Genomic DNA, 24,313 nt, shown 5'->3' with positions numbered 1-24,313 from the left:
TTCATCCGGTCGCGCAGTCGCGCGCGCAGCAGACTGTCGTGCAGGAATGGAGGTGCGAACCGCGTCTGGGCCATGGCCCATGCGCGGACCTCCGCGGTCGTGTCTTCGAGCCAGCGATACGGGTCGGCCACGGCGACGCCGTGATAGCGGTCGACTACGGTGACGGTTCGCGCGGGCGGGTACGCCGGCACATCGGCGGGCGGGCGGCTGCAGCGCCGGACTCTTCTACGCGGCGGGGAGCATCCTGGGGCCGGGCCTTTTTGCGCAGTATCGTAGAACTGTTTTTACTGTAACAAGGTCAGTATTACAGTAATAAAGACCATATCTGACATCATGACAGTGCTTTTCGGCTTCGATTCGGTAATATGTGGCGCTATAACAGAGCAAATTGGCGACGCCGAGCAAACAGAGCACGCCGTCAGTGCCGCGGCGCATCCACGCGTTCCACGCGCGCTGGCGCCGCATCACCGCAGCCGACGCCAGACGCTCAGCAACCCGACCACCGCTATGGCGTGCATGATCGCGGTCGATACGCGCCCGCCGCTTCCACTCACCGCCTGTATGACCTCGGGCAGCATGGAGACGATCGCCACGATCGCTCCGCGGCGCTCGCCGTCGGCGAGCTGTCGGCTCGCATAGATCCACCCAGCGCCGTTCGCTAGCCCGAGCAGCGGCATCCACGGTTTCGCGTGGAGCGCGGTCGACGCAGCGCCGAGATCGACGAACAGCGCACCCACACCGATCAGCGCAGCGGCAACGCTCAAGGCACCGCCGATCGCGAAGTACCCACTCACCCAGCGAATGCGCGCGGGGAGTTCCTCACTCCGTGGTGCAATGTTCGGCGTGCGCGTAACAGTTGGCATGGCATTGACGACAAGGTGGAAATCAGTACTGCAGGTGTTGTTACAGCGTAGCCTCGATTCCGATCGACGCGACGTCTCAGCGAGCCGGCCGCGTGGCGCAACTCGGCGAACTCGCCGCTTCGTACGGCGCGAGTCGCGTCTTGACCTGCGCGAGTTGCTCGGCGGTCACGCGCAGCGCGATCACGCGTGCCGTACCGTTGGCCCGCACGACGACCTGATTCCCAGACAATGTGAGCAGCGGTCGAATCAGCTCCGCCGCCTCGGCGGGTGCGAGGCACTGCACCATGATGGCTTCGTCGCGGAGCGAGCTGGTCGAGACCGACTCCTGCACTTTCCGTGTCCCGCTCACCACGACGGCCATCGCCGCCACGGTGAGCGTCACGGCCGCGGCTTGGATAATGGCGCGCCGAGTGCGATCGCCAGGTCGCGCAGGTGACTCCGAGGGCTGACGCTGCACTTCGGCGAGGGCGGCGTCGAAGTCGGGGACCGCGATACCCGCCTCGGTGGCCGCGACGCGCAGTTCCGCCACGGTGGAGCCCGCGCGGCGGAGCTGGTCCAACTCACTCGCGCGGGCGAGCACCTGCGCGGCTGTCTGCTCGGAGAGCACGGTCGGGTCGGAGTCCATCGCACGTGGATGACTGCTATGCGTCATCGTACGCCTTCTCGAGGGCCGCGACGTCGAGCTTTACCATCGTCATCATGGCATCCATCACAGCTTTCACCTTCTGCTCGTCCTTGTCACGGATTAGCTCGATGAATCGCCGAGGCACAATCTGCCACGAGAGACCGAACGGATCCTTGATCCAGCCACAGGCGGTGGGCGTCGCGCCGGCGTTGACGAGCTTGTCCCAGTACTCGTCGACTTCCGCTTGATCGTCGCAGTCGACATAGAGGGAGACCCCTTCGGAGAAGCTGAAGTATGAGCCCCCGTTGTATCCCATGAATGACTGGCCACCGACGACGAACTCGGCGGACATCACCGGTCCATCACCGCCAATCCGGGCGGCGTTCCTGATCTCGGAGTTTGGGAAGGTGGCGGTATAGAACGCCATCGCCGCTTCGAGTTGGTCGTTGAACATCAGAAACGGTGTGACCTTAGACATCGGTGTCTCCGCGTGTGGTGACGTCGCTTGTACAAATCTTCATCCCGTCCCGTCCCTCGGCAAGCTGGTCACGAGCGTCGCAGACGCTAGTCGCAGGGCGAGGGGACTCGGCCGAACGCGGCAGCCCATGCGGCCGTCACGCTGTCGGACCGAACCGCATAACGTCTGCCCACGCTGTCCGTGTCCGTAAAGCCGCTTTGAAGGCGGTCGCGCGATGCGGCGTACCTCTCCCATTGCTTCACGTTCCACCGCGCGCACGGGAGCGCGGCCCCCCGCGCGAGCAGCATGTGACCGATCGCCTCGTTGCTGTTGGCAGCGGCGCTAGTCAGCAGCAGCGTATCACCGGACGTCGTGGCGTTCACGTTGGCGCCGGGTGCCAGCAGGAACCTCACGATCTCCGTGCGGTTTCCGTTGATCGCACTCTGCAGCGCGGCTTGCCCGCTTGGGGTACGCGTGTCTATCGTGGCTCCGCGCGCGATCAATTGATCGATCGTCCGCTGGTCGCCGGTGGCTGCGGCATACGAGAGCAACGCTCCGGCATGCGCGCCCGGCCCCACGGCGGCGAGCGTCGCATGATGCAAGAACGAGCGCGGAACCATGTACATCGCCATGGCGGCGATCGCCGCGACGAGGAACTCCCACTGATACCGCGAGCGGCCCTTCGTGGCGCGATACGACCCGGGGAGACGCAACACCGTCACAATGATCCAGAGGCCCATGCCGCCGAGCGCGAGATACGGCATGATAGCGAACGGGTTATGCGCTTGCTGTCCAATCTCGATGACGTGCTGGCCGAGCCGCCATCGCGTCCAAGTGTGGACGAGGATGTGATCGGCCGCGAAGAACATCGAGGTCGAGAAGAACGTCAGCCACCACCCGTGCAGAAACTGCTCGAACCTGGTCGGCGCGATCGCCGTTCCGTCGGCTCGAAAGTCGATGCCGCCGTTCAGCTTCGTCGTGGTAAAGAACGCCAGCACGAGGCTGAGCAGCATACTCATCGTTCGGGCGCCGATATCACCTTGCTTGGGCGCGAGCGAGGTCGACCGTACGAGCAGGCACGCGGGCGACGCGGCGCCATATGACGGGGAGCGCCAGCAAGTACAACAGCACGGAGGGCGTCAACAACACGAGCGCGTTGGCCTCGACGGCATATCGCTCCCCCGCCTCGATGCTATGCGCGCTCCTGCTCCACAACGCGATGGCAGTAACGAGCAGAGTAGCGGCTGCGGGAAAGAGCGCGAGCGCAAGAAATCGCTTCACCAACGCTCAGCGCTTCGCTGCGATCGACTCCAAGGCGCTCGCGATGCGCTCGTGCGCCCGCACCACGCGCCATATGGCGTTCAGCACTGCGACGATGACGCCAAGCACTACGCCCCAATACAGCAACAGCATACCACCCACACCAATGCTCTCCATGCGATCTCCGGCGGATTGATTCAGTTTGAACTGGCACTGCCCGGCTGCCGAAGCAGCATGCGGCGCGCCTTCGCATAAAGTCGCGGTGTGCGCGCTCCTTCGCCACTACCGTGCCAACCAGAGCGTCGTCGCGAAGCGCTGCGCTCCGTCCCTCGGCCACGCCGTCGCTCAGGGGTCAGGGATTTTGTCGGGTGACGAGTCGGCTGGTCCGCATGACTCCTTGCGCTATGTCGCCGGACACAGCTCCTCGATCGATGTATTGAACTCATTGTCGAGCTGGGACACATCGAGGGCGCCTGTCGGCACCTGAATCACCCCTCGGGCGCCTTGCCCTCGAGTGTTCCAGAACTCCACCGACCAGTATCCCTGCCACGAGGCCGGCGCCCCTTTGCGGTTCAACTCGATGAAGCGCCTCGGAATCACTTGGACGCAGCGCACGGGGACCCGTCTCCACTCCGCCAAGTAACTCGAGCCAACTGCTGCGCGCGCAAACGCCGCAGCGGTTGCGCCGACGGCGCTACACGCCCAATCGTCACGGCGCGACACAGGACGCGATCCCAATCCGACCAAACGAGGCGATGGACAGGGGAACTGCTGCACATAGCGCGCACGCAGTTCGGCCTCGCCTTTGATCAATGGCGACGGATTTGCGTCTGACGGTGGCCCACGCTCGCTTCCAGTACGACCTGCTGCCAAAACGCGAATGGGTCCGCGAGGTCATGATGATGCGCCGCAGGGCCCGACAACCAGGGCAAGGACGAGATTGTTCATGACATGACCGATAGAGGGCGACTAGATCTCGACTAGATGCACCAACGCGCGGACCCGAACACAGCCGGACTATCGCCCCTCGAGTCTTCGCGACCGCGACGAGATCGCACGCAGCCGCGTGTACAGCGAATTCGTTGTATTCGCCCGTTGAAGCACAGGAGCATTGCGAATTTGGCGTGATGGCACGCTGTACGTCGCCGTCAACACGATGCTCGTTGCGGGCGCCGGCAACTCGACAGCGAGAAATTGCGCGCGGACAACCAGCGTGGTGTCGCCACCAACCGCGAGCGGCTCAGTCCGAAGCTCGGCCTCTTTCGAAGATTCGGCATCGATCAGGTACCCTTCTTCACGCAGCACCGCACCGACGTCGTCCATTGCCTCATGCACGGGCCGTGCTAGCATCCAAGTCACTCCGTCATTGGTATGCGCGCCATACTGGGCGCTCGCGCCGACGGGCAGATATGATCGCGCACTACGCCCATGGGCGCATCCAGCGAATAGACACGCGCCCAACCCAATCACGAGCATCGGTCGCCAGGCCGGCGAATGAGTCAGTAACATCACGTTGCCCTGAGAATTGGTTCACCATCGGCGTGGGTTCCGAGGCACGATCTGCTCGCTCTCCGCGAATCGCACAGCATGTTGACAATCCGGCGAATCTCGTCCTTCCGCAAGTCCCCCGCCCCCTAGAACCTCCGCTCGATCGCCAGCGACAGCCGCGTCCGCGACACCGGATACAACGCCCGCGCCACGTCAACCCGCACGAGTCCATCGAGCGCGCGCAATCCGATGCCCACGTCACTGAGTGGGCGATACCCGCTGCGCCAGTCATCGCGCGCGCCGGCCCATCCAAGATCCGCGAACAACACGGGACGAATCAGCGACACGCCACGACTCACCTCCCCGCGCGCGAGCCAGAAGGCGTCGCCGCCAGCCGTGCCAAACGACAATCCCGACAGCGTGCGCGTGCCACCCAGGTAGAAGCGACGCTGCGACGGCAGCGCACCGAGCGAACCACCGCCGGACAGCTGTATGGCGCCCGCGAACGCCCCGAGTGAACGCGCGAGCGCGAGATGCACGGTAGCGCGTCCGTATCCCGTGCGCGCGTCGGCATCGGTGACCGCACCTTCCAACTGCACCGCACTCGTGAGCTGCAAACCGCCGCTCGTGCCGCCGAATCTCCGTTGTGCGTCGACACCGAGTCCGCCGTAGCGCGCACCGTACGCCGTGATGTTGCTGTCCGTCATCGGCCGCCCAAGTGACCAGGTCGCATTCGTGCCAGCCGACTGCTGGCGTTCAGCGAAGAGTCGCCACTGCACGCGACTGCTCGCCGCAATCGGCGCGGTGGCGTACCCCACGGCCAGCCCCGCACGGCGATAGTAGTAGCCCTCGTCTCGCCCGAACAGCAACGCGCCGAGCGAACTGCCGGCCGACAATGGGTTGTCATCGCCCACCGCTGTCAGCTCACGATATCCCGCGAGTGTCCACGTGTGTTGCAGATCGGTGCGTCGCAGTGCAATCGACATGTTCGGCACCAGGTCGGCGACGCCCAGTCGGCCAGACACCGTGGTCGAGTACCCGGCGCCCAACTGCTGTCGTAGCTCGACGCCCAAGCTCAGCCCCTCAATGCGATTGTACCGCAGCAGTCCCGCGCCCGCGTGCAGCGTGGGTCGCTGCGGAGCAAAGAGTGGCTGCACCGGCATCGACATCACCTGCGCAATCAGTTCTGCACGCGCCTTGGCGCCAAACAGATCCGCGGTGTCCGGCGCCTCATCCGGCGGCAGCGCGGGCGATGCGGCGAGCAGACGACGATCGCACGGCACGCGCGTGAGTACGGGCGTGAGACCGTCGGCAGCGAAGCGTACATCGGTGTAGAAGGTGCTCGTGTCGCAGGCGGGATCAGCCGCGCGCCCGGCGGGAATCAACCCTTTGTTGACCGAGTCACGCCTCGCGCGCTGCGCGGCCTGAATGGAATCGCGCGCATGCTGATTGGCGACCGTGAGCGGGAGCGGCATTGGCACCACGATGGGAGGCATACCCGCCAGTGAGTCCGTGCCATTCACCGCATTGTATCGAAAGCTTTCTTCGAGGCGATACGGCAATCGCGCCAGATGAATCTGCACGAGTCCTTCGGCGTACCGGGCGCGTGGCAACCAGAATCGGCCACCATACAGCGCGTACTCGAGCGTCACCGCTTCCATCTGTCCGCGAACCGAAGGCAACACGGGACGCATCACACGTGGGACACTCTTCGCGAGCTCCTTCGCCGCCAACGAGTCGATGCTACTGAGATTGAGCCAGAAATCGAACGGAGCGGCGAAGCGGAATGCCGCTCGCACCAGGGTGCCGCGGTCCTCGTCGAACCAGAGCGAACCCACGACCACATTCCACGCAGCCTCACGTGGACGTACACGCAGTTCGCGGAGGCGAATCACCGACGCACCCGCCTGAATACTGGCGCTCTCACCGCTCTCGTACACGTAGTACGCCTCGGCGCCCTCCGCCATCGGATGCACCATCTCGCGGTCGTCCACCTCGCCGGAGACGACCCCGGTTCCCACCCAGAGTTCGTCGCGCCCGGGATAGTACGGCACAGAGGCCGAGATCGACGCCTCGTTGTCGTCGATCGAACTCCGTGACAGCATGCCGCTCGACATGCGGGCGCCTTCCACGTCCACCACGATACCGCGCTCACGCTGCCATCGTACGCGCGAGGCATTCTCGTAGGTCACGATGTTTCGCGTGCGTAGGTTCTCCGAGAACGACACGCCGAGCGAGAAGCGCTGCAGCGACTGCACATTGTAGCCGACGAGCGCCGAGTCTTGCCGGAGTCGCGCCGCGCGGGCGCCGAGCATTATGGATTTCGCGGACGGGTCGCGGAAGGCACTCGCACGGTGTGCTTCCGTAACGACGCGGTGGCGTGCCGCGCCGGCGCGTTTGCCGCCACTCCCCACGCCGCCCACGTTCAGCGACACGATGCCGACGCAGACGGTATCGGGAGCGGCGCCAGCCGGGAGCGTCTTCGGGTCACACGGCTTCGGGCCCGTCATGACACTGATCTGCAACAGCACGGCAACAGTGGCCAGCATGTGGATCGGTCGGAATGACGGCGTGCGCGCGCACGCGAGGCAGGAGACGCCTCATTCGACCCGGCCTCGGAGCCAATGGTTGCCGTCGTGCCGCGCTTTACCACCGCTATACCACCATCGAAGCCGCCCCACTCAACGCGACGGTGGGCGTGCCTTCGGCTGATAGCGCGCGTCACCAGTCTGCCAGAGCATGAAGGCGAACGCTGCGGCTGCCGTGGCCGGATCCTGGTTGATGATGTTGCGATGCCCACCGCTGGTCTGCCACCAGAGCACGGGCTGTACGCCGCTGTTCGCGGCCTGCAGCCGCGCAACGAACTTTGCGGGCAGCATCTGCGTGCCGAAGTTGTAGTCGTCCGACGCGCTGTGTACGATGACCGCGGGAAGCCGGAGCTGCGCGGGTACGGCGTGATACGGCGACGCCATGAGCAGCGATCGAATGCCGTCGGGCGTGTTCATGTTGCCAACTTCGGCGATCTCAGCACCGTGCTCACGCGTACGGCATGGGCGCCACCTTTCCCGGCAAGCGCGCGTATACGGCCAGTGATCCGCGGTGATGCGCCGTGTGGTCCGTGATGCCGCTGAGCACCGCGACACGCGGCGCGCCGTTCATGATCACGTCGTTCGGAATGGGTTCCTGCATGGTGACTTCGGTGGCCGAGGTCACGGTCGCGATGGCGTCGTCGAACGCCTTGACCAGCATGGTCCTCGCCGCGTCGAGCGAGGTCACGGTTTTGGCCTGCGCGATGTGTACGTCGTACTCCTGGTCCCACCCGGCACCGAACGCGCCGGCCATGAACCAGTCCACGGTGATTGCCGCGTGTGCGACGTGCCCTGCCACCGTGTACAAGTCCGGGTGCGGCGCAAAGCCGGAATCGGTCTCGTCGAAAACCGAGAGCGTGGTGAGGAAGAACTTGCGCGTGGACTCGAGTTCGTACGCGTGCGCCTTAAACATTTCGGGCTCCGGGGCCTGGTAAGTTGGGATCGCAGCCGTGCGAACAGCATCGAAGCTCGCCGCACTTTCGGCGTTCGTTCGGTATTATCGGTCCAGGCTCACGCACTGTCAAGCAGCGCTGCGTCACCAGCAGCCGTGTGACCGTGGAGGATGGGCCTTTCAACCGGTGTGGGTTGGACGGACCCCGAAAAAGTGGACGCGCAATGGATGGGAGTGCATGAATCTTTGCGCCGACATAGCGACGGTTTCGGGCGGCGGCAGGCGACGCTGTGCGATCGCTGGCGCCTTTACGGCACGTGAATCATGCGCAGCATGCCGAGTTCGACGTGCGGACGCTTCGTGGCCACGTCGGCGACCACGCAATACGCGATGTATGTGCCCCGTGTGAGGTCGATCGGCAAATATGCGACTTGGCCCGCACCCACGCGTGCCATGCCGGCGATCGTGGCGGCCACCGTATCGGGATCGTCAGCCGCCATCCACGCCTGCACGGACGCTCCGTCGCGGAGTCGCGCGAGCCGGAGCTGATGGTCCTGAGGGCCCGTAGTCTCGATCCGGAGCAGCGCTGGGCCGGGCGCCCACTCATCCGGCCCAACGAATGCGAAGTCGATCAAACGCACGGCCTGCGTGCTGGGTGGTGGCGCCGCGAACGTGGAATCGCCCGGTTGGCCCGCGCGCACGTGCACAATCCGGGATTCCCCGCCGTACGCGTGACGATGTCCATCGTCGCCGCGTCGCACGCACGCCAGCACGTACACGCCCGGCGTGAGATGCACGATCACATCGCCCCGCGAACCGACTTCTGGCCCCCCGACGGCCACCGCAGGTCGCGGCGTCGCGGGCGCGGTATCCAGTGCCGCGACAAACGCCGGCACGTCGGCCGCCGTAGTGGTGGTCGGCAGCCGGAACACGACGACGATATGTTCGCCGTCGGCTTCGTCGACACGCACGCGCGCCCATCCCGGCCGCACGGTGTCGGGTGCCACGATCGCGCCCGCGCGCACCGTCACCGACACGTCGGCTCCCGCGTTCGCGCTTGCGTTCGTGTTTGCGTTCGTGTTCGGGACGTCCCGGCAGGCGGAAAGCGTGCCCAGCATGCCAATACTCATGGCGCCTACACACGTTCGATAGTCCGGCATGTCGTCCTGTCATTAGCGGGTGAGGAGACGTCCAATCGTTTCCGCGGGCAACGAAACGTGCCGCTGCAGTCCGCTCTTGTCGAGGTGTTGCGCAGTTGGTCACGTACACGCTCCACGCGCAACCGACGGAGATTGGACGCCGGTCACATGCAAATCGTAGGCGCGTGGCGCGGCCCGTTCGCCGAAGCGGAGGACGATACCAAGCGTTATTCGACCCGCAGGAGTCGACCGGACGTTTACGAAGAAGTCACCGGCGCAGCAATCAAGAGCGTGCTGTCACGGCAGATCGCTGAGGCCACGGCCAAGAAAAACATCTCCAAGACGGAGATGGCCAGTCGGATGCATACCAGCCGTTCCGCGCTCGATCGTTTGCTCGATCCGAAGCAAGTATCGGTAACGGGCAGTCGCATGGATTGGCGCACTCGTGGCCGAGGCGTCGGGCACGATCTCACGGGTTGCGAGGGAGTTATCGTGCTACCATGATGCACCGCTCAGGGGCGAGATATGCGGCGGACATGTCAGCGAACCCTTCCTGATTGTGAGTTCTCTATAAGCTGTCGCACTTTTTCTCTAAATTCTGTCGCAGGCCGAGGCGTGGCAGGTGTTACGCGTCGGTGGGCTCGACGCTGTCGGTCTCCTTGCGGTGACGGGTGCGGTACGAGCGGCCGCGCATTTCGAAATGCGCGCCGCGTTCGAGCAAGCGGTCGATGATGGCTTCGGCTAAGTCGCCATCATGCAGCACGTGGCCCCACGCCGCCAGCGTTTTGTTGGTGGTGACGAGGATGGGGAGCTGTCGCAGATAGCGTTCGTTGACGACACGATAGAGGACGTTCGCGGCGTCGGCCGCATGGGCGAGGTACCCGATCTCGTCGAGCACGAGGACGTGCGGCGGCAGATACGGCGCGAGCGCCGCGTCGAGCGTGCCAAGACTGGCGGCGTGCGACAGTTCGCCGATCAGGACATCCGCCGACACGAAGCGCGCCTCGTAGCCGTGTTGCAGCGCGCGATAGGCCAGTGCGATGACCAGATGGGTTTTCCCGGTGCCGGTGGGACCGCTGAAAATGGCGTGACGCCCGTCGGTCACCAGCTCGACGCCGAGATAGCTGCCGAGCATCTGCCGCCGCAGGGCCGATTGAAACGTAAAGTTGAAATCGTCGATCGTGCGTAGCGCCGGAAAGCGCGATGCGCGATCTCTTCGGCGACGAGCGTGTCGAGATACGCGCGATAGCCCATGCCCTCCGCTTCGGCCTGCACGGCAAGCTCGGCGTGCAGGCGACGGATGGTCGGCAGATGCAAGCGCTTGAGCATCGCGTCGAGATCGGGCGGCGCGGCCGGGGGCAGCGCTGGCGGTCGCGCCTCGGTCTCCCTCGGCCGTGGGGCCCGCGGACTCATGACGCCACCTCCACAACGGCGGGGACGTGCGCGAGCACGCGCTCGAGATACTCCGCGCCGATCAGGCGCTGCATCAGCGCGCGCTGCAAGACGAGCCGAAAGCGCGCGTCGCCGATCTCTTCCAAGACCGCGAAGAGCCGTGCGATGCAGCCTTTCCACGTATGCGGGCGCTGATGCACGAGCTCCGTCACGTAGGCTTCGCCGATGGGCCCCAGTTCGACGAGTCGCTCGCGCATGAAGTAGAGCCGTTTGCGTTCCCCGTACACGGCGGCCAGTTGCTGCGCGCGCTGGCCCGTCAAATAGCTCACCGTGCCGAGCACCGGGAAGCGCGGATGCAGGGCCTCGTGCTTGCCACCGGCACACACGATGCGCACGCGCGTCGGGTACAGGTGCAGGGTGGCCGGGAGACCACACGCCTTCGCGGGCATCGCATCGCGGACGCCCTGATAGGTCACCATCGCCGTCGGGCCGACGGTGACCGGCACGTGCAGGCCGTAGTCCTCCGGGGCGATGGCGCGTGCAAGCGCGCCTGTTCGGTGGCGAGCCGCGCCACCGGCGGCACCCCCGTCGCGCGCGACGGGCGCTCGGTGTTCGCATACACGAGCCACGCGGCGAGTTGCTGCGGCAGATCGGTCTCGAGCGTCTGAAAGCGCCGCGCCGCACAGAAGGCGCGTTTCACGAAGCCGACCAGGTTTTCGACGCTCCCCTTTTGCTCGGGGGGGGACGGGGTACATAACTCGATACCGCACCCGTAGTCGAGCATCGCTTGCGCGAGCGTCGCGTTCCACACGGGTCGCCCGGCCTCGCGCCGCAGCACGACGGTCGTCGGATTGTCAAAGACCACGCGGAGCGGCACGCCGCCGCTCGCGGCAAAGCTGGCGAGCAGCGCGCGCACCAGCGCCTCGACGCGTTCATTCGGCACCAGCACCACGTGCAGGAAGCGCGACCACTTCAAGCGATACGCCGCGAAGTGAATGCGTCGACGCACGCGCGCGGTCGTGGTGTCCGACGTCAGGCGGACATCGGCGACGCCAAAGTCAAACTGCGCAAATTCGCCGGCCACGCCCTCGAAACGGACCATCACCTCGGTGGGGAGCGTCGGACGGACGGACCCGAGCAACCGATAGATCGTCGATAGCCCGAGCGGCGTCTCGGCCTCGAGCAGCCGGCGCTGGATTTCGCCGGGCGGGATCGCCGGATCCTCCGCGAGCCAAGGCCCGCACCTGCGCGTGCACGGCGCTCGGGAGCCCCGGGCGTCCGATGCCGCGGGCGGCCCGCGCCGCCGCATCATCCACGGTCGTGACCGGCGGCTCGTGCGCGATCCGCTGCACCGTGCGGCGCGAGATCCCCAGGTGGTGGGCAATCTGGCGGGGCGACTGCCCCGTCGTGAGCAACGCTTGGACGGCGTGTCTATCCAACATGCTGAGCATCCTCCTGCGCCTCCCGATGACAGGGGTCCAGTCCTCTGGAAACGGCGCTAACGTGGGGTCCTATGGCTCAGCCTGCGACAGAATTTAGAGAAAAATGGTGACAGAATTTAGAGAACGCACAATTACCATTGCGCGCAACATCCGCCTTCGAACGGGGCGATCACGTCGCTCTACGCAGGCTCGCCAACCGCCGCCACGTATGCGAGTTGTAGTTCTTCCATGACCGATCCTGGGCCGCCCGCCGCTGCCCCGTGGAGGTGCACAGCGCGCCGTTCGTCCATGAATCGCTCCCACAGCGCCGGACCACCGCATTCCGGCAGCTCGGCGCGCACACTCAGCGCGTGCAACACCGGCTGATGCCGCCACCCCCATGCCCCGAAGTGTACGAAAACGGGGACGAGTTCGATGGCCGCATAGGTCAGACTGTATACCGCCTGCTGTTCGTGCGTAGGATCATCCCCATTGCAGATCAGCCCATCGCGCATCAGCGCCTACAGCGATCCGCCACGATGTTCGAGGAGATCCCCTCGCCCGACTGCGTCAGCAGATCGCGGAAAAGTCGGCGATTCCCGAACATCACATCGCGCAGGATGATCAGGCTCCAGCGACGCCATGCCCACGTGCTTACGCAGCGGACTGCGCGTGGTGGTCGGCCGAGGGGTCTCCGCTGCGACCGCCCGCCTCGTAGTTCGTCCAGCGCAACAGCGCATCCACAAGTTCACCCCGTTTGAATGGCTTGGAGACATAGTCATCCATGCCCACGTCTAGACACACGTCGCGATCGCGCTGCATGGCGTTCGCCGTGAGCGCAACAATCGGCACGCGCGTACTTCCGCTGGCTTCACGCGTCCGGATGATGCGCGCGGCTTCGAGGCCATCGAGCCGCGGCATCTGACAGCCCATCAGGTTCAAGTCGAACGATCGCTTCGACCACTCCTCGATTGCCGCCTGACCATCACCCGCAATGGTTACGTCGCACCCCAACGCTTCGAGCATTGCCCGCGTGATCAGCTGATTCACCTCGTTGTCCTCAGCCACCAGCACGCGTATTCCCTGCGGCACGACCGCCGGCGCGCCGCCCGACGCGCGAGCGAGACTGGCGGAACCGATGGCGCCAGTGAGTCGCGCCAGCACGCTGTTGAGTTCACTCCGGCGTACCGGTTTGGTGAGGTACGCGTCAGAAACCGCCACGCGCATGGCCGCGCTATCGCCGGAGTAGGACATCGACGTGAGCATCGCCATTCGCATGCCCGCCACAGTGTTGTCGGCGCGCACGGCCTGCATCAACTCGATCCCATTCATTCGCGGCATGTTCACGTCAATCAAGGCCACGTGAAAATGGGCGGCCGCCTCGTGCGCCGCGCGAATTGCCTGAAATCCGTCGACACCGTCGGCGGCCGACACGCACTCAGCACCCAGTGCCTCCACTTGGTGCGTGAGAATTGCACGATTAATGGCGTTGTCATCGACAATCAGTACGCGAACTCCCATCAGATTGGCGCGCGCGGGAGCAGTGGTATTTGGCTTGAGGATAGGGAACTGCACTGTGAACCAGAAGTGTGACCCCTTGCCGAGCGCTCTCTTCACTCCGATCGTGCCACCCATCATGGTCGCCAACTGTTTGCTCACCGCGAACCCGAGCCCGGTTCCGCCGAATCGGCGTGTGGTCGAACTATCGGCCTGACTGAAGGCATTGAACAATCGCGCTTGCGTGTCGACATCAATCCCGATCGCCGTGTCAGTGATGCTGAACTTAAGGAGGCACTGAGGGGCGTGGGTGGCGCTGTGCGGCGAGGGCGTGTGGCCGCCCTTTGTGGACACTCGGAGATGCACTTCCCCTTGCGCGGTGAATTTGACGGCGTTGCTCAGCAGGTTGATGACGATCTGCCTCAGCCGCACCGAGTCGGCCGCCACGCAGGAGGGGACATCGCCACCAGCCGATTGGCGGGATCGACGGCATCGTATTGCCGTTTCGCGCGCTCGGCTTCGTACCGGAGCTGGTCAAGTGCTAGCTGCGCATGCGATCGTCGCTCGGTCTGCTGCGTCCGCGCGTCGGCCGCCGCCGTCACCGCGGCGTCGATAGCGCCGGGGGCGACGACGGCAAAGACCGCATCCTCGAAGGCGCGTTCGAGCGCAAGCCCGCCGAAAGAGAGGCAATGCCCGGTACCGTGATTGACCATCGCGCCGCGGCACGCGTAGCGATGGACCTTGCCCTGACTCCCGCTATAGGCCACGTGCAGGCGCCGCCCACAGCGGCGACAGCGCAGGAGGCCAGCCGACAGGACGCCAGCCGGCAGGAGGCCAGCCGGCAGCGCCGTGCCGTGTCGCGGGGCCCCTCGACTCATGCGTCCTTGCATCTGCGCGTTCTCCTGCCACTGGGTCTGCAGCGCCTCGTACTCGACCCATGTGATAGAGCCCGGCAGGAAGACCGGCCAGTCGGCGACCTCCCGGCGCGTCGTCCGCTTGCTCGCGCGGCCACCACTGACGCGGGTCTCCGTCTTCGTGCGCCCGAAGACGTAGGCGCCAGCATAGATCGGATTCGTCGCGAGCTTATGGATCGTGTTATACACGGGCAGCTTCCACGTCACGGTGCGACCAAAAGCCCCATACTCGACGGCGGCCAGCGTGATGTGTTCGCTGCGACACCACAAGAGCACTTGGCGCAGGCTGCCGAGCGCGAGGAGCTGCTGGAAGATCATCCGGATCGCGGCTTGAATGCGCAGATCGGGATCGAGCTCGACGCGATCATCGCGCGTGCGTACGAATCCGATGGGTACCGTGGTGAAGAGCTCGCCGCGCGAGGCCTTGAGTCGCAGCGCTTCGACGGAGCGCTGGCGGAGCACGCCGAGCTCCCACTCGCTCATCGTCCCTTTGAGACCGAGGAGCAGCCGGTCATTGAAGTCGCGTGGATCGTACACGCCTTCGCCATCGATGAGCAGTGTCGCCGTCAGACCGCAGAGATCGACGAGGTGATGCCAGTCGCGATTGTTGCGGGCGAGGCGCGACGCCTCCAGGGCGAAGACGGCGCCCACGTGCTCATCGCACACCGCTGCGACCAAGCGCTCGAAGCCGGGTCGGACCACGCGCCCCGAGCCGGAGCGCCCGAGATCGTCGTCCACGACTTCCACGTGTTGCCATCCCCAAGTGCGCGCATGCTCCGCGAGCGCGTACTGGCGTCGCTGACTTTCGAGATGCTCGTGCACCTGCGTCAGCGTCGACTGCCGCACGTACACATACGCCGCGCGTTGCAGATGCTGCGGCGTGATCTTGGCCGGCACGAGGGCGCTCATAGCGAGACCTCGTCGGACGGGGCGTCGACGTGGCGCCGCAGCAACTCGATCCAGAGGGCGACGACCTGCTCGCGGACGGAGAGGGGAAACGCGTGCCAGGAGACCGCGCCGTGACTCAAGGATAGGTGCGCTTGGACACTGTCGATGCGCGGGCGCACGGGACGGGAAGATCGAGCCATCGACGACCTCGGACGCGGGGGATAGGCCATACGCCACCATGAGCAGGCAGGACCCATCGGCGTCCCTGAGCGTCCGGCGCCGCAGCCGACCCGTCAAGTATGGCGTCGAGCAATCGTCGGAGCGCGACGAGCCCGGCGACACTCACCGCCGGCGATGTCACCACGCTCGCCGGTGCCGCCGCGGCCGGCTCCGTCATCCACACCGGCAAGTGGGTCAGGCTGCCATCGGAGAGGGCAATGACGTACACGCGCTCATCGTCGGCCGTCAGCTCGCGCTCGACCTCGAGCGCCTGACCGTGCAGTGCATGCCGTGGGTACTGCACCGTGATACGGAGTTTGTGCGCATCACGTCGTGGGTCTCCCTGGCAGTGGGAAAAGTCACTTGGCGCAGGCGCTCGGCCACGCGGCGATCCAGCAAGGGCACCGGGTGCACTATCGTGAAGCGCACCTGCTGCTCGAAGAACTGACCGACGCGACTCTCGACGGCACGCGCAAGGAGGTCTTCGCGGCGCTCAGCACCGTCCCACTCTTGATCATCGACGATCTCGGCATGCGGAAACTGCCCCCAACCGCCGCCGAAGATCTGCTCGAGCTGATCATGCGGCGCTATGAACGCGCGTCGACCATCCTCACGTCCAATCGTCCTGTGGACGACTGAGGCAAGCTGCTCGGCGACACCGCGGCGGTGACCGCCCTGCTCGACCGGCTGCTCCACCACGCGCACGTCCTCACTTGCGGCCCTCGCAGCTGGCGCAGGAAACTTCAGACGGCGATCGACTCCTCGGTCACCGTATCCCGATAACCAGTCTCAGCTCGCCGGCGTGGTGGCCGGTTTTGCGGTGTCGATCAGTGGCCGGATTTGAGGTGTCCACTGAGGAGTTCGAGCTCGAATCGCAGTTCGTCGGGCCAATGAAAGCTGCGGCCCTCACCTTTGTAGAGGTTGAAAGCCGACGAACAGAACCGGCCTAACCATGGGGGCGCGCGCTCAATCTGCTCCATCACGCGCTCCCTTGCGTGAAGGAACCGTCGCGACCGTCTGCCGGCACTGAGGCCACTGGGGCTTTTTAGCAGCGATTCAAAAAGCACGGTTGGCGCCCGGAACTGGGGCGTCGGCCCAGGCACTACGGCCGCGCCCATCACTTTGCCGTCCAGGGACAGGAACAGCAGCTCCTTGCCGTCGGCGCGCCACCGGGCCTGCACCCCGCCGTTCGCCGAGACTTGGCGGCGACTCTCAACCACGGGAACGATGCATCCCAGACCTGCTCGCTACCGACGCACTCGAAGTGAACGACAGCGCCGCGCAGGTGCTGGGTGACGATCAGTTGCGGGTAATCGCGCGCGCTGGTCGGTACGGTGCGTGGCAACGTGACGATTGATTGGGAGATGCGCGAAAACGTGCACGCGCAGGTTCGAGTGCTGGTGAAGCGGATTCTGCGGAAGTACGCGTTTTCGCCGGACGAGCAGGAGCGGGCGACGCAGACGGTGCTGGAGCAGGCGGAGTTGTTGAGCGGGGCGTGGCTGGATGACGGCCCCGCCTATCCTACGGGATCTGCTTGAGATTCGTGGTGCCTGGGTAGCCGGGCCTGTCTCCAGTAGCGGCGTGGGTCTGTCCAGACGAAGGTGAGACCACCCTCTTAGGTGCACCGTTCCACTGAATCCCCGGGACAACTCCTGCAGAAACGGTGAGCGGACCTGTTACGACCCGAGTGCCCGGGCTATTTCCATAAATGAACACGTGAGCCGAATGGGTTCGAGTCGGACTGCCGTTCGAAGAATACCCGACCACCTGCCCGTTGATGGCAACACCACATCTTCCGTCCGGCAAGAGCTGCAGAACGACACCGATCCGCTCTCCGCTCCTCCAACTCGCCGGTGCCGGCAGCTGCTGCGAAGCAGCCATAAATCGCTCGCTATACGATTGCGTGCCCTCGCTTCCCGACGGGTACTGAAACTCGCAAGTAGCAAGCGCTTCGCGTCCGGGGGCGAAGGCCCAGCCGTCGACATGATTCCACCGAGAAAGTCCGACACTATCGATGTCCGTAAAGATGCCGAGCCGAACGACCTGCCAACGATCCATGGTGATCGCCGCAGAAACCCACGTCTCGATCGCCAAGCCACCGTCAATCGGAAAGCTCGAGCGCGAATGAACGCCGGACTGAAAGATGCCATCACCATTGTTCAGAAAACCACGTACGCCATCGGAGAGCGCCACAGTCTGCGGCGTCGGCATTCCGAATTGTTTCCAGCGCTGTCCGATATCATTGCGCCAGCCTTCCGACAGTAGGACTCGCGCGTTCGAGACTACAAGAGACGCCACAATGCTATCGGTACGCCATCCTCCATATGAGGCACGAACAAGGACGACCCCAGCACGCCGAGGCTCAAGTACCCCGGTGGAGTCGATGGCAGCGATCGTGGAATCGGATGTGCTCCAAGTGATATGATCGCTGCGGCCCGTAACGCCCGCGCGACGTGCACGGGCCGTCAACCGATACGGCACGGCCACGAAGGGGCCTGATCGAATCGTGTCGATCTGGATCTCGGTCACCATGCGGAGATCGCGTCGAGCACGACTCCAGAGGAATGGCGGACATCCGGAAGATTTTCCAGTTGTGAAATGCACGGAGCGGCGAAGCGAAGGCGCGGCCGCAGGCGAAATCTCACAGGTGGATACGTCACCCTGTCGTGACGCCGACCGCTCTACAGCAAGCCATCGTCCATCAGGCGACACGGTTCTGTTGGCCGTTCCGGAATCAAGGACGGTCATCGTCGCTGAGTCAACGTGCACCCGCGCGTACATTCGGTCTACTGTTGCGAATACGATACTCTCGTCATGCCATGCGAGTGTCCGCACCACTTCGTGGCTCGCAAACTCTCGCGGACAAACCACCGACTGCCCGTCAACTGTCGCGATACACAGACGCTCCCCCGCTAGCCCGCGCCGGGTGAAGGCGATGCGTCGTCCGTCTGGGCTCCAGCTTGGTGCCTCGTCAGAACCAGCCGCGTCGGTCAAGCGCTTAACGGCAAGCGTGCGCCGATCGAGAATCGCAATGCTCCGAGACGCAACAGCACTCCAGCGAGCCGATGCGAAGGCGACTTGCCGTCCGTCAGGCGACAGACTCGGGTCGACGTCATCGCCGCGGGCAGCGGTAAGTCGCTGCGGCGCGCGTCCTGGCCGGAACAGGTAAAGGTCGATCGTGCCGGAATCGGACTGGGCCAGCGAGCCGATGAACTCACCGGTGGTCTCGCCCGTTGGCACGGCGTTGTAGCTGAGCGGATCGTTTGGCAGAGTCACCAAATCGCGCGCGTCCTCGGTGTCGACGACTTTCTCCAGCGGCCAGTCTTGCGATCGAAGGGGCACCTCGCGGACGGTAGTGACGCCGGCGCTGCCAGGTGCGAGGAATGCGAGGTAGCCGTCTATCGGTACTGGCGTCGGACGCGTTACCGCGAGCGCACCAAGCAGCCCTGCCGCAACCGCGATTCCGGTAGCGGCCGCAGCGCCTCTCCATCGGATACGCGCCATGTCGGCAAGTCGACGTCTCACGGTCAATGAAGAGATCAGGAGCGATCGCTTGCTCCCGACCCCTGGATTGCCAAGTGCTTCATCCGCGATGAGGGGCAGGGGACTCCGATCCCTTTGTGCACGGGTAACCAACAGGTATCGACCAAATGATTCGCGCAGAAGATCCATGGATCGTGCTTCAACGGCATGATTCACGACCGCGCGCAGCGAATGGCGCGTGAAGGAATCCAGCGTGGGAGGTATCGCCGCGAGAATGCCTCGGCCAAGCGACTCGTGTGCCAAAGCAACAGCCGCATCGGAACTCAAGCCGACTATCACCTCACCTATCGCATCATGCGCGACACACCAGCAAGAATCGATCATGCTGACGTAACCCAGCCGTTCAAGGCGAACCAAATCGGCCTCGACATCCGAGGTGGAAGCCACATCCCGAGATCGCAATAGCCCTACGTCGCAGGGCTCACCGGCTACCGCGAGTTGGAGCAGTGCCTCCCGTTGCGTTGCACTCAGGGCGCGGATGCGTCGAGGCAGAGCAGAGCCCGCCAGAAGCATCTCAGCGAGCGCAGCTGGCTCTGAGCAGACCCACGTCTGTCGATCCCGCCCGAGTAGACCCCGCTCCGTCGCCAAGCGAAGTGCGTCAAAGACCTGAAGCGGCAAACCAGCGGATGATTGATGAAGTAGTCGCGGGAACTCGTTGGCCCACTCCAGATCCGGAAGTGTCGCCAAGCTCTGAAGCAAGTCGATCAAGGCGTCGCCGTTGAGCCCATTCAGGGTGATTTCGTCACAGCGACTCTCCGAAAACACCGCCGGAAGCTCCTCGCGTCCTGCGGTGATTAGCAGGCAGGATGTCGTCTCGGATGCGGAGATCGAGCCCGCGAGCACCGCGCAGGAGGCCGTGTCCGCCCATTGCATATCGTCGAGCAGGATCGCGAGAGGCTGTTCATCAGACACCGCCGTCACTAGCTCGCTGACGGCAAGGGTGCGTCGGCGTAACGCGTCCGCGCCAGTCGAGGAATCTGGCTCACCGCTGAAATAGTTTGAGAGCGCTGGATTGACTGCGAGCAGCGCACACTTGCTACCCGGTGATATCGCCGCTGCCCCGCGCCGCGCTGCCAACTGTGCGGCGATTGTGCCGACGAAAGCGTACGGCAGCGTTCGGCGACCGATGTCCGTACGTGCTCTGACCACGACGGCGCGATCGCGCAGAAGGCGCGAGGCGAAGTCGTCGAGTAATCGCGACTTGCCAACCCCGGCTACTCCGTGCACATGCACGTGGGCGAAGGAGTCGGCGCGCACGCGTAGCCAAGAGGCAAGCAGCTGCGAAAACTCCCGATCTCTCGCGATGAGTGGAGTCACATAGAAATCGACGCCGACCACTGCCGAGTCTTCGCGGCGCGCCATGCGCGCAATGGCGTTCAGCAGCGACGTTGTGGCTGGCAGCGGCTCCTGATCGTCGGCAGCCAGCGCCCGAACCAACACGGCGCTCTCGTTCGCGGCATTGACCGAGTCTCCGGAGACCAGCAATGCGTTCAATAGCGGCCGCCAGCCGCGTTCGTCGAGCGGGTCCACGTCGCGAAGCCGTCGCGCAACTTCGATCGCCTGGCGAAACTCACCACCGTCTACGGCATCGGTTACGACCCGCTCCACACAGCGCGAGAAGATGTCGCGCAAGCGAAGCCGTTCGCTTTGTACCCACGCGTCGAACTGCGGACTGTCCGGTTGGGCGTGCGACGGGAAGAAATCGCCCGTAAATCGTTGGACGACGGCGCCGGCGTCCCCGCGGTTCGCGGCCTCGAGGAGCGCATCGCGGTCTACCTGACAGTCAATGCTGAGAACAACGAACTCGTCGCCCGTGATCGAGTTTGGTGGCAAGAGCTTCCGCAGCTTCCAAAGGTAGGTGCGGAGCGACTGCTGCGCCGCTTCGGGCGACTGTCGCTCCCAAAGTAGCTCCTGAAGGTGGGCCCGAGTGGCACCTCGACCTGGGGCGCAAGCGAGATAGGTGAAGAGCGCGAGCGCCTTGTTGGCGCCGTCGTAGAGCACAACATCGCCCGAGGGGGAGGAGGCCACCAAGCGCAGCGCCCCCAGCGTGATCAGATGCAGCGAGGGAAGCTGAGAAGTGGGACCTTCTGGCCCAGAATCATTTTGTACGAACGTGTTCATAGACGCTCGGTAGACGGAATCTAAAGGTCTCCTCGTGCGAGAACCACGCGGTCACTAACCGTCGGTCAATGGGTCCGTGCGTGAGGTCCAACGACGGTATAGGGCTGAGGGCCTATCAGCAAGCCATTTCTCGGGAATTCGTTGCTCGAGAATGAGATATCGGCCGGTAGACGCCTGGTAGACGGCGCCAATGAACATTGAAGGGGAACCGCGCACGGAGAATCAATCGTTGGCGTTCGGTCACGACGTCCGTGCGTGAGAACTCGGACGATCGAGGCGTAGTCTGGCCGCTGGTAAGACCGGCGCTTCCCATCACGTTGAGCGATAACACTATGCGGCTGCTCGCCTCTCACCACAATGCTAGGGTCGTCGTCATCGCGACCCTCGTTCTCGGCGCCGGCGACATTCGCGCGCAGGGTGCCGCAGAGGTCCTCTCGAACGACGACGTCATTCAGATGGTGAAAGGCGACCTCTCACGCGACCTTATTGTCGCCAAGATTCTCGGAACGCGTCCGGGCTTCGATGTCACCGCCCCGGGCATTGTCCGGCTGGTAAAGAGCGAAGTACACTGGAAAGTCATCCGCGAGATGATCACTGCACTGCAAGCGGGCAGGGCGAACGGTAACGCGAGTATCGTCCCGGGAACCCAAGACGAAGTGCTCAAGAATGAAGACATTGTTCTGCTGGTATCGAGCAGGGTTGACCCAGAACTGATCAACTTGAAGATGCGGACGACGCGCCTCGGCTTCGACATGAGCGCGGCCGGCATGGTGCGTCTGAATCAAAGCAAAGTACCAACGAGCTTAATCAAGGCCATGATGGCACCGCCGCTTGCGGACATCCCGGTTGTCGCGACTGCGCCACCGCCCACCTCCAAGCCCGCTCACAGTACTCCAATTCCCTCCTCGCCTTCCACTGTGAGCGCGCCTAAACGATCCGATACCGTGGTGGCGCGATCAGTTGCGCCAACGTCGAGGGCTTCCAAAACGCTGCTCGCGACTATCCCGTCTGAGCCAGGCATCTATTTAAGAGTGTCAGACCTGTCGCTGTCGTCGCTCGAGCCAAACTCATACACCGCCGGCAAGACGAGCAATATGGTCGGTTCAGCGCTGACCTACGGAATCGCCAAGATGAAGTTCAAGGCGGTGATCCAAAACGGACATGCATCGATACAAACAAGAGATGGCAGCGCCGAGTTCTATTTTGTATTCGAAAAGTCGCAGGCGACACTGGGCGGCGCGGGAGTGCCGTGGGGTGCCTCATTGACAAGCCCCAATCAATTCGTGTTGATGCGGCTTGATGAGCGCGCTCAGCAGAGAGAAGTCACCACGGCCTCTGCAAACGCCTTTGGGGCGCAGTCGGGGACGGACGCGAAGTATGCCGTTCCGTTCACGTTTACCAAGCTCCGAACTGGAGTCTATCGGGTCGTTCCGAACGCGGTGCTCGCACCTGGCGAGTACGCATTCTTCCCGGCAAGTCCCGGGGGACAGGGGACGGCTGGAGCGGCACGATTGTATGACTTTGGTGTCTCGCATCCATGATTAGAGCTCCCGTGCGACAACCCAATTGATCGTACGCTGGTCGAACGCCGAGGTCTGAGCGACGCATCGTTCGCCCCGTGCGCCAGCCAGCATCGCTTGCACCTTGTCGGACGGCGGAATGACTAACGGTCAAATGTTCGTTTGCGTGGTAACAACGATGAATCTCTGTACGCAGAGGAGGCTTCCGATATGATGTATCTCACTGCCGTATTTCTCTCTCCGCTGTACTTCATTCTCGCTCGAAAGTGGGGGGCGTTCGCACTCAACTCCGCCTTCTATTTGCTTGCTCTCTTGCTCCTCGTAACCATCTTCCTTTCATTCCTCGCACCGATTCCCTGGATTATTGCGGCGGTGCACGCGATCATGGACTATCGCAGGCGTCTGGTCGACGAAGATACCACAATGTTGGCGCAGAAGATGGCCGATGCAATGCGACAGCCGTCGAGCGGAGCGCCCTAAGAGTATGGCCTGCATTGAAAGCAAAAGCCTGCGCGCACTCTCGACGATGCCGGGGCCATCGCTCCTTGCCGGGTTTCTACCATCTCGTGATCCCAAACTGCTAGCCAGTGCAAGTGGCGTCGAGCCCCGTCCTCACCGCGCGGGCATGCGGCGAACGTCAATCCACCGACATGGTAGTCCCTCGCGCAAAAGTGTGAGCTTCTTACGATCCATAGCTTCAGTCTTTGTGCTCGTTCTTGCCGCCTGCGGTGGAACGACCGAACCTGCAGATCCGGTGGCTGCCGCGATACGAGATGCTCTGCCAATCTCGTGGCTCACGTCCTCGATACCGTCGCTCATAAGCCAAACATACGGTGAGCGACGCGACGAGAGCGTAGATCATCATGCCGGGATTGATATCCCTGTCGGTGACGGGTCTCCTGTTAGGGCTGTCGCGAATGGTTGGCTGGTCGAGATTCGCGAAGACGGTGATGGAGATCAAGGGTTCGGGAATACCGTCGTTGTGGGACACAGCCTCGACGGCTTCGTCGGAGTGACGTATACGCAGTACTCCCATCTGCAATCGGTCGATGAGCGCCTTCGCACCGAGTCGAGGCGATGTCCCCGCGCACCTCAAAGTCGCGTATCGGCGCGATGTACGGACCGGGCAACCCCACTGTCGCGCAGCGATCGCATTGGATTGAGCGGGCACTCCGGAGGTGCGGCGACACTGCCTCATCTTCATCTAGAGTTGAAGGCTCGCGCGGACCTCGGGCGTGGATACACCGCAGTCTATCCCGACGATGACCCTATCGGTTACCGCGATCCGATTCGCGCGCTCTTTCAAATCGAGAAGATTGCACGCGTGGAAGCAGTGCAAAGCCCCGCCTATCAGTTTCGCTTTGGGCCGCAATTCCTCCCGGGCGGGAGCACGACTGGAGAATTTCGCGCAGTTGCGACAGCGCCTACGGGGCTCCTACTGCAAGTGTCGGCACAGGTACAGGGCGCCGGATGCTCCGGATACTGG

25 protein-coding genes and 4 pseudogenes are annotated in these 24,313 nt (G+C 63.9%); 5 read left to right on the top strand and 24 right to left on the bottom strand.

Annotation, left to right across the window (positions count from 1 at the left end; genetic code table 11):
* Positions 1-2: 2 nt before the first annotated feature.
* The 13 genes and pseudogenes from RMP10_RS23425 to RMP10_RS15005 all read right to left on the bottom strand — a co-directional run.
* Positions 3-191 (bottom strand): annotated as a pseudogene (locus RMP10_RS23425) (hypothetical protein); the annotation flags it as partial.
* A gap of 273 nt (positions 192-464) precedes the next feature.
* The gene (locus RMP10_RS15060) at positions 465-863 is read right to left on the bottom strand and encodes a hypothetical protein (RefSeq protein WP_310571018.1); all 399 of its coding nucleotides are present in this window, start codon (positions 861-863) and stop codon (positions 465-467) included.
* Between the two features lie 76 nt (positions 864-939).
* Positions 940-1,515, bottom strand: coding sequence for a hypothetical protein (locus RMP10_RS15055; protein WP_310571017.1), 576 nt, complete (start codon positions 1,513-1,515; stop codon positions 940-942).
* Positions 1,505-1,966 (bottom strand): VOC family protein, encoded by a 462-nt coding sequence (locus tag RMP10_RS15050; RefSeq protein ID WP_309669205.1) that lies wholly within the window; start codon positions 1,964-1,966, stop codon positions 1,505-1,507. Before RMP10_RS15050 ends, RMP10_RS15055 begins: the two co-directional genes overlap by 11 nt.
* An 86-nt stretch (positions 1,967-2,052) precedes the next feature.
* A complete protein-coding gene (locus RMP10_RS15045) occupies positions 2,053-2,964 on the bottom strand; it encodes an ankyrin repeat domain-containing protein (RefSeq protein ID WP_310571016.1) in 912 nt (303 codons plus the stop codon).
* Positions 2,965-2,980: 16 nt separating this feature from the next.
* Entirely contained in the window at positions 2,981-3,226 is a 246-nt protein-coding gene (locus RMP10_RS15040) for a hypothetical protein (RefSeq protein ID WP_309669207.1), read from the bottom strand.
* Positions 3,227-3,232: 6 nt separating this feature from the next.
* Positions 3,233-3,382, bottom strand: a complete 150-nt coding sequence (locus RMP10_RS15035) for a hypothetical protein (protein WP_309669208.1) — start codon at positions 3,380-3,382, stop codon at positions 3,233-3,235.
* A gap of 225 nt (positions 3,383-3,607) precedes the next feature.
* Positions 3,608-3,820, bottom strand: a complete 213-nt coding sequence (locus RMP10_RS15030) for a hypothetical protein (RefSeq protein WP_310571015.1) — start codon at positions 3,818-3,820, stop codon at positions 3,608-3,610.
* 402 nt (positions 3,821-4,222) lie between these two features.
* On the bottom strand, positions 4,223-4,555 hold the full coding sequence (locus RMP10_RS15025; RefSeq protein WP_310571014.1) for a hypothetical protein: 333 nt from the start codon (positions 4,553-4,555) through the stop codon (positions 4,223-4,225).
* A 284-nt stretch (positions 4,556-4,839) separates the two neighbouring features.
* The gene (locus RMP10_RS15020; RefSeq protein ID WP_310571013.1) at positions 4,840-7,242 is read right to left on the bottom strand and encodes a hypothetical protein; all 2,403 of its coding nucleotides are present in this window, start codon (positions 7,240-7,242) and stop codon (positions 4,840-4,842) included.
* 132 nt (positions 7,243-7,374) lie between these two features.
* Positions 7,375-7,698 carry a hypothetical protein gene (locus RMP10_RS15015; RefSeq protein ID WP_310571012.1) on the bottom strand — a complete coding sequence of 108 codons (324 nt, stop codon included), beginning with the start codon at positions 7,696-7,698 and terminating at the stop codon, positions 7,375-7,377.
* Between the two features lie 31 nt (positions 7,699-7,729).
* Positions 7,730-8,194: a DinB family protein gene (locus RMP10_RS15010; RefSeq protein ID WP_310571011.1), complete on the bottom strand. Its 465-nt coding sequence runs from the start codon at positions 8,192-8,194 to the stop codon at positions 7,730-7,732.
* A gap of 287 nt (positions 8,195-8,481) precedes the next feature.
* Positions 8,482-9,303: a hypothetical protein gene (locus RMP10_RS15005; protein ID WP_310571010.1), complete on the bottom strand. Its 822-nt coding sequence runs from the start codon at positions 9,301-9,303 to the stop codon at positions 8,482-8,484.
* A 162-nt stretch (positions 9,304-9,465) separates the two neighbouring features.
* On the opposite strand from RMP10_RS15005, the gene RMP10_RS15000 reads away from it, so the two are divergent.
* Entirely contained in the window at positions 9,466-9,816 is a 351-nt protein-coding gene (locus RMP10_RS15000) for a hypothetical protein (protein ID WP_310571009.1), read from the top strand.
* Positions 9,817-9,937: 121 nt separating this feature from the next.
* On the opposite strand, the gene RMP10_RS14995 is transcribed toward RMP10_RS15000, so the two are convergent.
* From RMP10_RS14995 to RMP10_RS14960, 8 genes and pseudogenes are all read right to left on the bottom strand, one after another.
* A complete protein-coding gene (locus RMP10_RS14995) occupies positions 9,938-10,492 on the bottom strand; it encodes an ATP-binding protein (RefSeq protein ID WP_310571209.1) in 555 nt (184 codons plus the stop codon).
* A complete protein-coding gene (locus tag RMP10_RS14990; RefSeq protein WP_310571212.1) occupies positions 10,414-10,725 on the bottom strand; it encodes an ATP-binding protein in 312 nt (103 codons plus the stop codon). Before RMP10_RS14990 ends, RMP10_RS14995 begins: the two co-directional genes overlap by 79 nt.
* Positions 10,722-11,210 (bottom strand): hypothetical protein, encoded by a 489-nt coding sequence (locus RMP10_RS14985; protein WP_310571008.1) that lies wholly within the window; start codon positions 11,208-11,210, stop codon positions 10,722-10,724. Before RMP10_RS14985 ends, RMP10_RS14990 begins: the two co-directional genes overlap by 4 nt.
* On the bottom strand, positions 11,177-12,013 hold the full coding sequence (gene istA, locus RMP10_RS14980; protein WP_310571208.1) for an IS21 family transposase: 837 nt from the start codon (positions 12,011-12,013) through the stop codon (positions 11,177-11,179). Before istA ends, RMP10_RS14985 begins: the two co-directional genes overlap by 34 nt.
* Before the next feature lie 312 nt (positions 12,014-12,325).
* Positions 12,326-12,732: pseudogene (locus tag RMP10_RS14975) on the bottom strand (transcriptional regulator).
* Positions 12,733-12,779: 47 nt separating this feature from the next.
* Entirely contained in the window at positions 12,780-14,069 is a 1,290-nt protein-coding gene (locus tag RMP10_RS14970; RefSeq protein ID WP_310571006.1) for a response regulator, read from the bottom strand.
* Positions 14,045-15,445, bottom strand: a complete 1,401-nt coding sequence (locus RMP10_RS14965) for a recombinase family protein (RefSeq protein WP_310571005.1) — start codon at positions 15,443-15,445, stop codon at positions 14,045-14,047. The genes RMP10_RS14970 and RMP10_RS14965 overlap by 25 nt, the downstream gene beginning before the upstream one ends.
* Positions 15,446-15,560: 115 nt before the next feature.
* Positions 15,561-15,947, bottom strand: a complete 387-nt coding sequence (locus RMP10_RS14960; RefSeq protein ID WP_310571004.1) for a hypothetical protein — start codon at positions 15,945-15,947, stop codon at positions 15,561-15,563.
* Between the two features lie 26 nt (positions 15,948-15,973).
* On the opposite strand from RMP10_RS14960, the pseudogene RMP10_RS14955 reads away from it, so the two are divergent.
* Positions 15,974-16,426: pseudogene (locus tag RMP10_RS14955) on the top strand (ATP-binding protein); the annotation flags it as partial.
* A gap of 44 nt (positions 16,427-16,470) precedes the next feature.
* On the opposite strand, the gene RMP10_RS14950 reads toward RMP10_RS14955, so the two are convergent.
* On the bottom strand, positions 16,471-16,863 hold the full coding sequence (locus RMP10_RS14950; protein ID WP_310571003.1) for a hypothetical protein: 393 nt from the start codon (positions 16,861-16,863) through the stop codon (positions 16,471-16,473).
* Positions 16,864-16,895: 32 nt separating this feature from the next.
* On the opposite strand from RMP10_RS14950, the pseudogene RMP10_RS14945 reads away from it, so the two are divergent.
* Positions 16,896-17,181, top strand: a pseudogene (locus RMP10_RS14945) (type I restriction enzyme endonuclease domain-containing protein); the annotation flags it as partial.
* On the opposite strand, the gene RMP10_RS14940 reads toward RMP10_RS14945, so the two are convergent.
* Complete coding sequence (locus tag RMP10_RS14940; RefSeq protein WP_310571001.1) at positions 17,165-21,307, bottom strand: AAA family ATPase; 4,143 nt, start codon at positions 21,305-21,307, stop codon at positions 17,165-17,167. The pseudogene RMP10_RS14945 and the gene RMP10_RS14940 sit on opposite strands and share 17 nt — an antisense overlap.
* A gap of 332 nt (positions 21,308-21,639) precedes the next feature.
* On the opposite strand from RMP10_RS14940, the gene RMP10_RS14935 reads away from it, so the two are divergent.
* A complete protein-coding gene (locus RMP10_RS14935; protein ID WP_310571000.1) occupies positions 21,640-22,848 on the top strand; it encodes a hypothetical protein in 1,209 nt (402 codons plus the stop codon).
* A 189-nt stretch (positions 22,849-23,037) separates the two neighbouring features.
* Positions 23,038-23,307: a hypothetical protein gene (locus tag RMP10_RS14930; RefSeq protein WP_310570999.1), complete on the top strand. Its 270-nt coding sequence runs from the start codon at positions 23,038-23,040 to the stop codon at positions 23,305-23,307.
* A gap of 217 nt (positions 23,308-23,524) precedes the next feature.
* Here RMP10_RS14930 and RMP10_RS14925 read toward each other — a convergent pair whose 3' ends face one another.
* Positions 23,525-23,818 carry a hypothetical protein gene (locus tag RMP10_RS14925; RefSeq protein WP_310570998.1) on the bottom strand — a complete coding sequence of 98 codons (294 nt, stop codon included), beginning with the start codon at positions 23,816-23,818 and terminating at the stop codon, positions 23,525-23,527.
* Positions 23,819-24,313: the final 495 nt, after the last annotated feature.

Source organism: Gemmatimonas sp. (genome assembly GCF_031426495.1).
Classification (GTDB): Bacteria; Gemmatimonadota; Gemmatimonadetes; order Gemmatimonadales; family Gemmatimonadaceae; genus Gemmatimonas.
This window is presented reverse-complemented; position numbering and strand designations above follow the sequence as displayed.

Excerpts from the sequence above, each read along its gene's own strand:
- RMP10_RS15060 (WP_310571018.1), bottom strand. The coding sequence starts at position 863 with ATGCCAACTGTTACGCGCACGCCGAACATTGCACCACGGAGTGAGGAA.
- RMP10_RS15055 (WP_310571017.1), bottom strand. The coding sequence starts at position 1,515 with ATGACGCATAGCAGTCATCCACGTGCGATGGACTCCGACCCGACCGTG.
- RMP10_RS15050 (WP_309669205.1), bottom strand. The coding sequence starts at position 1,966 with ATGTCTAAGGTCACACCGTTTCTGATGTTCAACGACCAACTCGAAGCG.
- RMP10_RS15045 (WP_310571016.1), bottom strand. The coding sequence starts at position 2,964 with ATGAGTATGCTGCTCAGCCTCGTGCTGGCGTTCTTTACCACGACGAAG.
- RMP10_RS15035 (WP_309669208.1), bottom strand. The coding sequence starts at position 3,382 with ATGGAGAGCATTGGTGTGGGTGGTATGCTGTTGCTGTATTGGGGCGTA.
- RMP10_RS15025 (WP_310571014.1), bottom strand. The coding sequence starts at position 4,555 with ATGCTAGCACGGCCCGTGCATGAGGCAATGGACGACGTCGGTGCGGTG.
- RMP10_RS15020 (WP_310571013.1), bottom strand. The coding sequence starts at position 7,242 with ATGCTGGCCACTGTTGCCGTGCTGTTGCAGATCAGTGTCATGACGGGC.
- RMP10_RS15015 (WP_310571012.1), bottom strand. The coding sequence starts at position 7,698 with ATGAACACGCCCGACGGCATTCGATCGCTGCTCATGGCGTCGCCGTAT.
- RMP10_RS15010 (WP_310571011.1), bottom strand. The coding sequence starts at position 8,194 with ATGTTTAAGGCGCACGCGTACGAACTCGAGTCCACGCGCAAGTTCTTC.
- RMP10_RS15005 (WP_310571010.1), bottom strand. The coding sequence starts at position 9,303 with ATGAGTATTGGCATGCTGGGCACGCTTTCCGCCTGCCGGGACGTCCCG.
- RMP10_RS14990 (WP_310571212.1), bottom strand. The coding sequence starts at position 10,725 with ATGAGTCCGCGGGCCCCACGGCCGAGGGAGACCGAGGCGCGACCGCCA.
- istA (WP_310571208.1), bottom strand. The coding sequence starts at position 12,013 with ATGCGGCGGCGCGGGCCGCCCGCGGCATCGGACGCCCGGGGCTCCCGA.
- RMP10_RS14965 (WP_310571005.1), bottom strand. The coding sequence starts at position 15,445 with ATGAGCGCCCTCGTGCCGGCCAAGATCACGCCGCAGCATCTGCAACGC.
- RMP10_RS14940 (WP_310571001.1), bottom strand. The coding sequence starts at position 21,307 with ATGAACACGTTCGTACAAAATGATTCTGGGCCAGAAGGTCCCACTTCT.
- RMP10_RS14935 (WP_310571000.1), top strand. The coding sequence starts at position 21,640 with ATGCGGCTGCTCGCCTCTCACCACAATGCTAGGGTCGTCGTCATCGCG.
- RMP10_RS14930 (WP_310570999.1), top strand. The coding sequence starts at position 23,038 with ATGATGTATCTCACTGCCGTATTTCTCTCTCCGCTGTACTTCATTCTC.